The organism is Clostridia bacterium, assembly GCA_017405765.1.
Taxonomy (GTDB): domain Bacteria; phylum Bacillota; class Clostridia; order Oscillospirales; family RGIG577; genus RGIG577.
The window spans coordinates 90,534-96,863 of the sequence record JAFQZS010000018.1; the positions used below are offsets into that span (position 1 = coordinate 90,534).

5 protein-coding genes are annotated in these 6,330 nt (G+C 49.6%); 1 reads left to right on the forward strand and 4 read right to left on the reverse strand.

All coding sequences use genetic code 11. From position 1 onward, the window contains the following. Positions 1 to 5: 5 nt before the first annotated feature. From IJG50_03915 to IJG50_03930, 4 genes are all read right to left on the reverse strand, one after another. Positions 6 to 884, reverse strand: a complete 879-nt coding sequence (locus tag IJG50_03915; GenBank protein ID MBQ3378995.1) for a ParB/RepB/Spo0J family partition protein — start codon at positions 882 to 884, stop codon at positions 6 to 8. Next, the gene (locus IJG50_03920; GenBank protein MBQ3378996.1) at positions 881 to 1,660 is read right to left on the reverse strand and encodes a ParA family protein; all 780 of its coding nucleotides are present in this window, start codon (positions 1,658 to 1,660) and stop codon (positions 881 to 883) included. The genes IJG50_03915 and IJG50_03920 overlap by 4 nt, the downstream gene beginning before the upstream one ends. Positions 1,661 to 2,205: 545 nt before the next feature. Continuing rightward, positions 2,206 to 3,030 (reverse strand): ParB/RepB/Spo0J family partition protein, encoded by an 825-nt coding sequence (locus tag IJG50_03925; protein MBQ3378997.1) that lies wholly within the window; start codon positions 3,028 to 3,030, stop codon positions 2,206 to 2,208. 436 nt (positions 3,031 to 3,466) lie between these two features. Further along, on the reverse strand, positions 3,467 to 4,873 hold the full coding sequence (locus tag IJG50_03930) for a radical SAM protein (GenBank protein ID MBQ3378998.1): 1,407 nt from the start codon (positions 4,871 to 4,873) through the stop codon (positions 3,467 to 3,469). Between the two features lie 225 nt (positions 4,874 to 5,098). On the opposite strand from IJG50_03930, the gene IJG50_03935 reads away from it, so the two are divergent. Further along, positions 5,099 to 6,142 (forward strand): hypothetical protein, encoded by a 1,044-nt coding sequence (locus IJG50_03935; GenBank protein MBQ3378999.1) that lies wholly within the window; start codon positions 5,099 to 5,101, stop codon positions 6,140 to 6,142. Positions 6,143 to 6,330: the final 188 nt, after the last annotated feature.

Below are 6,330 nucleotides of genomic sequence, written 5' to 3' on the forward strand. Positions count from 1 at the left end.
TTATATTAAAGATTTTTATTTAAAAAATACGATATAAGTCCTTCAAGATCTTCGTTATCGTAATATTCCAGCGTTATATGACCACGCTTGCCCTTATGCGTTATCTTAACGCGCCTCCCCAGCGTCTGTGAGATCTCACGTTCCGTCTGTTCAAGATACAGCCTAACGTCCGATTTATGCTCCGGCTCCTTTTTCGGCTCCTGCATCGCGCGTACAAGCTTTTCTGTCTGTCTTACGCTCAATTCTTCTTTTATTATCCGCTTTGCCGCTGCGCTTGCGCCGTCTCCGAGCGCCGCGATCGCCTTTGCGTGTCCCGCCGTAAGCTGACCCTCTCGCACCGCCTCAACGACGTCATCGGGCATCGACAGAAGCCTCAGCGCGTTTGCAACTGCGGGACGCGATTTCCCCACGGCCCGCGCAGTTTCCTCCTGCGTAAGCCCGTATTCGCGCGACAGCGTGAGGTATCCTTCAGCCTCTTCTATGGGATTTAAGTCCTCGCGCTGCAGATTTTCTATGAGCGACAGCTCGGCCGCCTTTGCATCGTCAACGTCGAGCACTATAACGGGCACCTCGCCGACGCCTGCCATGCGCGCCGCGCGCCATCTACGTTCGCCTGCAATGATCATATAAGAATCTCCCGAAGGACGTACGATGAGCGGCGTGATCACCCCGTGCTGCGCTATCGAAGAAGCAAGCTCCTCTAAGCTTTCCCTCTCAAACGTCTTGCGCGCCTGCTTGGGATTCGGCTCGATCTGTGAAAGCGGCAGCTTTTTCGGCGTGTCGGCGCGGCTTTTTTCGTTTACCATGCTCTCTATGAATTCAGCCTGTACCGAATCGCCGAACAACGAGTCAAATCCGCCTAAACCGCTTTTTTTCCTACTCATTTCATGTCACCGCCTTCATTTTTCCTTATTACCTCACGCGCAAGCTCTGCGTATGCATATGCGCCTTTCGAAGTCCTGTCGTATTGAAATATCGACATGCCGTGACTCGGCGCTTCGCTCAGCCGCACATTGCGCGGTATCACAGTTTTATATACCTTCGTCTTGAAAAGGCGCTTTACCTCGTCGGTGACCTGTATTGTAAGGTTAGTGCGGCCGTCATACATGGTCAGCAGTATCCCTTCAAGCGCAAGCTCTGGGTTCAGCGCCCGCTTTACGCGTGCTATCGTATTTGTAAGATGCGCCAATCCCTCAAGTGCATAGAATTCGCACTGTATCGGTATGAGCACGCTGTCGCTGGCAATAAGACAATTCAAGGTAAGCAGCCCTAGCGAAGGCGGGCAGTCTATTATAATATAGTCATAATCGCCGCGCACTTCCGAAAGTGAATCTTTTAAGATAAATTCGCGCTTCTCACGACTCACAAGCTCTATCTCGGCTCCGGCCAGATCCATCGTCGCCCCGGCGGCAAACAAATCGCTCGACGCTGTTTTGCATATTACTTCACTTATCGGTATGCCGTCCGCAACAACATCGTACATCGATCGCTCCAGCGTACGCTTGTCCACTCCGACGCCGCGCGTGGCGTTGCCCTGCGGGTCCATATCTATGAGCAGCGTTTTCTTTTTTTGTCCGGCAAGTCCCGCTGCAAGGTTTACAGCCGTCGTCGTCTTGCCTACGCCGCCCTTCTGATTGGCAATGGCTATGATCCTGCTCATTTTCGCCCCCCTCTTTACGCGGATATTATACCTCAAGCAAAAGCGCTTGCTTGCAAGGGTATTTTTGCGCCGTGATTCAATAAAGCGTGCCATGCGTGAGTATGGCCGGCGCGTGCGCGCCGAAAGGCTGCCTTGTGCAGACTTTACGCGAATATTATACCTCAAGCAAAAACGCTTGCTTGCAAGGGCATTTTTGCGCCGTGATTCAATAATGCGTGCCATGCGTGAGTATGGCCGGCGCGTACGCGCCGAAAGGCTGCCTTGTGCAGACTTTACGCGAATATTATACCTCAAGCAAAAACGCTTGCTTGCAAGGGCATTTTTGCGCCGTGATTCAATAATGCGTGCCATGCGCGAGTATGGCCGGCGCGTGCGCGCCGAAAGGCTGCCTTGTGCAGACTTTACGCGAATATTATAGCACATTTGCCCCATTATTCAAGCTTTTTGCCTAAAGTCGTATGTTTCACGTGAAACGCCCGGCGCGCACTCGCACCGGGCGGATAAATGGTAAAGTATGTTGCATGAGAGATGTTTCACGTGAAACATCAGCGCAGACGTTTCTTCATGCGAATGACATATTCTATCATATCGTCATCTTCGCTTTTTTCGGAAGAGATAAGCATCCCGGAGCGTTCGATCGCGTCAAGTGCTCCGTTTATCGTATTCACAAAAATGCGCGCGTCACGGTAGAGTCCTACAGGCTTTTTAGACGGCTGCTTCTCTTTGTGCAATGAAACGCTGAGGCGCTGATTTATAAGTGCCTCAGTCTGAGCCGCCGAAAGGCTGCGCTCAATAACCGCAGCCAAAACGGTAAGCCTAGCAGCCTCATCCGGAAGTCTTAAAAGTGCCCGCGCATGACGCTCGCTTAGGCCGTGCTCCGCAATTCTATCTTTTATCTCCGGCGAAAGACGAAGCAGGCGCAGCTTGTTTGCAACTGTCGATTGTTTTCGTCCTATTCTGGCCGCCGCCTGCTCCTGTGTAAGGCGGTAGCGTTTCATAAGCTTGTCTATCGCCTGCGCCTCTTCAAAAAATGAGAGATCCTGACGCTGTATGTTTTCAACGAGCGAGATTATCGCGCTTTCCTCGCTGTCGATCTCCTTTACGATGCAGGGAACGCGCTCAAGCTGGGCAAGACGCGCTGCCTGAAGCCTGCGCTCGCCGGCGATGAGCTCATACTTAACAGGCGAAACGCGGCGTACACAGAGCGGCTGTATAACGCCGTGCATACGTATGCTGTGCGCAAGCTCGATGAGAGATTTTCTGTCAAAATTGCGGCGCGGCTGATCCGGATTAGGGTGTATCATATTCACATCGATCTCACATATGCGCTTTTTCTTCTCTTTTTGCACAGCTTTTGAAAATTTGAGCATATCTTTTCCTCCGAAAACGAGCATATTTGCCTTACAATTATATTGTTCCATATAATTCCATATTTTGCAAGCTCTTTTCGCCGCAAATTTCGACATGCGATATAGTGCGGCAAAATGCAGATAAGTTGCTGACCCTGAAAAAATTTGCTTTTGAGAATTTACCTTGGGTTTTAATGAAGTAAAACGGGCGCCGCGCTAAGAACGATCCTCTGTTCAAAACAGTTATTTACGCGTATTATTCTGAATCTTTAAAGCATTTAAGCTTAGTTCGTCAACCTTCTTAAGATTGCTGCAATAACTGCGGTATCAAAATATAATAAAAGAGTCTGACGCCTGCCAAGCACAAGCGCCAGACTCTTTCGGTCTGTCTGATTTAAAACTATATCTGACTTTTACGGCACACTTAAATTGGGCCGTGTTTAATGTATTTATTAAATTATCTTTCTCTCGGATTCGGACGCATAGCGTCATTGGCGTCCATAGCCGCATATTCCTCAAGAGTCTTCTGCCAAAGTCTGTCCGCAACGGGAGCCCACAGCTCTGCAGGCTTCTTGCACTTTGCACACAGGTCGGATACGTCCTCCGGATGCAGAGCCTCGGTCGAATGCGCGCCGGAAGCCTTTACCATACGCTCGAGCTCGGTCGGATTGTCAAACATCGGGCAGGGACGGTGATGGTTCTCGTTGAACGGCTGTCCCTGACGATACTGCATAAAGAGCGGGTTCTTATAAGCCTCGAGCAGCGTGTGCTCGTGTATATTAGTGTCGGAGTAGTGAATGAACGCGCAGGGCTCGATATCGCCGTTCGCATTAATATGCAGATAGTAACGTCCGCCTGCGATGCAGCCCTTGATGTACTGACCGTCGTTCCAGAAGTCGAGTGTGAAGAGCTTCTTCGTGTTTCTGAACTCGCGTACGCGGTGGAACATATACTCACGCTGCTCGGGAGTTGCTATAAGGTCAATGCTTGCATCTGCGCCTACGGGCATATAAGTGAAGAACCAGCAGAACATAGCGCCCTTGTCTATCATCCAGTCGTAATATTCCTCAGAACCGATAACGTCGGTGTTGTATCTCGTGTAGCAGCACGATACGCCGAAGGGAAGCTGCTTTTCCTTTAAGAGATCCATTGCGCGCGATACGGCCTGGAACGTGCCCTTGCCGCGGCGGCTGTCGGTAGCTTCCTCAAAGCCCTCGACGCTTATAGCGGGGATAAAGTTCTTGACTCTCAGCATCTCGTTGCAGAAATCCTCGTCGATGAGCGTGCCGTTGGTGAACGAAAGGAACATGCACTCGTTATGCTTCTCGCAAAGACGGAGTATATCCTTCTTTCTCGTGAGCGGCTCGCCGCCGGAGAAGATGTACATGAAGGTGCCAAGCTCCTTGCCCTGCTCAACTATGCTGTCGAGCGTCTCGTAGCTCATGGACATGGTGTGTCCGTATTCGGCAGCCCAGCAGCCGGTGCACTTTAAGTTGCACGCGGAGGTGGGGTCCATAAGAATTGCCCACGGGATATTGCAGTCGTGCTCGGCCATAGCCTTCTTCTGACGCTGCGTACCTATCGCGGTCGCGTGGATAATGAAGTTTTCAAAGAACTTGCGTCTTACTTCGGGATGTATTCTGTCGCTCCAGAAGTCCAAAATAAGCTGATACCAGTTGGAGCTGGGATCGTTTACGATCTTTTTGAACATTTTGAGCTGCTTTTCGATATCGCCGCCCTTACCTACGACTTCTACCCATTTCAATATCTTGTGCATGTTTTCTTCGGGATTGGAATCAAAGTAATCCAACACTCTGTTGATACCAAAAGCCTGAAGCGACTCAAAGAAATTCCTGTTTGCCATAATATGTTGTCCTCCGTTAAATTAAGCATACTTATGCTATTCTATTTTTTATATTTGTCTTAAATATATCAAACCCATTTAAAAAAGTAATTAGACAAGAAAGACTTTTGTCTAAAAACTATACAAATCCGCGTTTTGTCAAAAAAATGACACGCCGATTTATGTTGACACAACATATGATTTTTAATATTATAAACTATATATCCTTAAAGGAGGATGCTTTTCATGGATCTGCAGCATAAGATGCTCCGCTCCACGATAGACGTGCTCATAAACAAAACTATCGTCGATATACAGAGCGACACGCACCGCAGCATACGAAATTTCATAGATCTGGGCGTTTATTTTGCCAAGGGCAAGAATCAAAAGCGCTTTTTTTTAAGAATGCAGTCCACGATACAGGACCCGCAGAATCCCTTCTATAAGCTCGTAAGCGATATGCTCGACAATATCGACACTGATATCATAAAGTCGCTCGGGACAAATCTCGGCTGCTCGAGCTTCACATACGGTGTAAATACCATAAGAAAGAACGAGCCGCTGCTCGGCGTTCACATCCCGCCGCTCGTTTTCCATATGCCGGGCGACGGTCCCGGGAAAGCCGGCGCGCTCAAACGAACAGGCGGCGTTATCGCCCAGGGAATGGAGCTCGGCGTATATACTCATGCGTTTTATGTAAACTCGGATATGCAGCGTGCCCGCGACGTTTTCACGCTGGCCGGAGAATACGCGATATGCAGCTTTTTCATGCTGATCGAGCCGCAGCTCGTAACGGACGATTTTCTTTTGATGGCGCAGGGCGTGAACAATGTGATAATCTCAGTAAAAGCCGCGAAGGGCTGCGAAGACGAAGCCTGCGCCGCGTTTCGAAAGCTGCATGAGGCGCGTCTTATGTTCGGCTTTCACGCCGATTACGACGAGGACACGATGGACTACCTTTCCTCCGACGCTTTTCTCGACCCGTTCATCGAAACGGGCTGTTTCTTCGGCGGTTATATATACCGCGGTGAGAATAAGGCGGCGATCCCCGAAAAGATGCGCGACTTCGTGCGCCTTATGCGCACGGGCGAGGGAAAGCCGATACTCCTTTTCGACTGGTTCGACGATCTGAATTATATTATAAAAGTAGTTTCGCCCGGCGGAGACCTTCTTATGATAGACGACGGCGCAGATACGGCCCGTGCGCGCACCGCGCCCGACGAAAAGGCCGTGAAGATGGGCGAAAGGCCGCTTGAAGACGTATTGAAAGAGGTCATGCCCGAGCTTTGATAAGCCTTCGCAGGCAGGTTACGACAAGAAAGAGAGGTTTTTATGAAAGGCGGATTATCATATCAAGTGCAACAGTGAAAAAAAAGACAACTCATGAGAAATCCGATATAATGGTGAGTGACCAAACAAACCAAAAGGAGGATAACCCATGAGCTGCTACCATCATTTTAACATAGAAGAAAGAGAAT

What these genes read in the sequence shown, in the direction of transcription:
- IJG50_03925 (MBQ3378997.1), bottom strand. Translation starts at nt 3,030, where the DNA reads ATGCTCAAATTTTCAAAAGCTGTGCAAAAAGAGAAGAAAAAGCGCATA.
- IJG50_03935 (MBQ3378999.1), top strand. Translation starts at nt 5,099, where the DNA reads ATGGATCTGCAGCATAAGATGCTCCGCTCCACGATAGACGTGCTCATA.
- IJG50_03920 (MBQ3378996.1), bottom strand. Translation starts at nt 1,660, where the DNA reads ATGAGCAGGATCATAGCCATTGCCAATCAGAAGGGCGGCGTAGGCAAG.
- IJG50_03930 (MBQ3378998.1), bottom strand. Translation starts at nt 4,873, where the DNA reads ATGGCAAACAGGAATTTCTTTGAGTCGCTTCAGGCTTTTGGTATCAAC.
- IJG50_03915 (MBQ3378995.1), bottom strand. Translation starts at nt 884, where the DNA reads ATGAGTAGGAAAAAAAGCGGTTTAGGCGGATTTGACTCGTTGTTCGGC.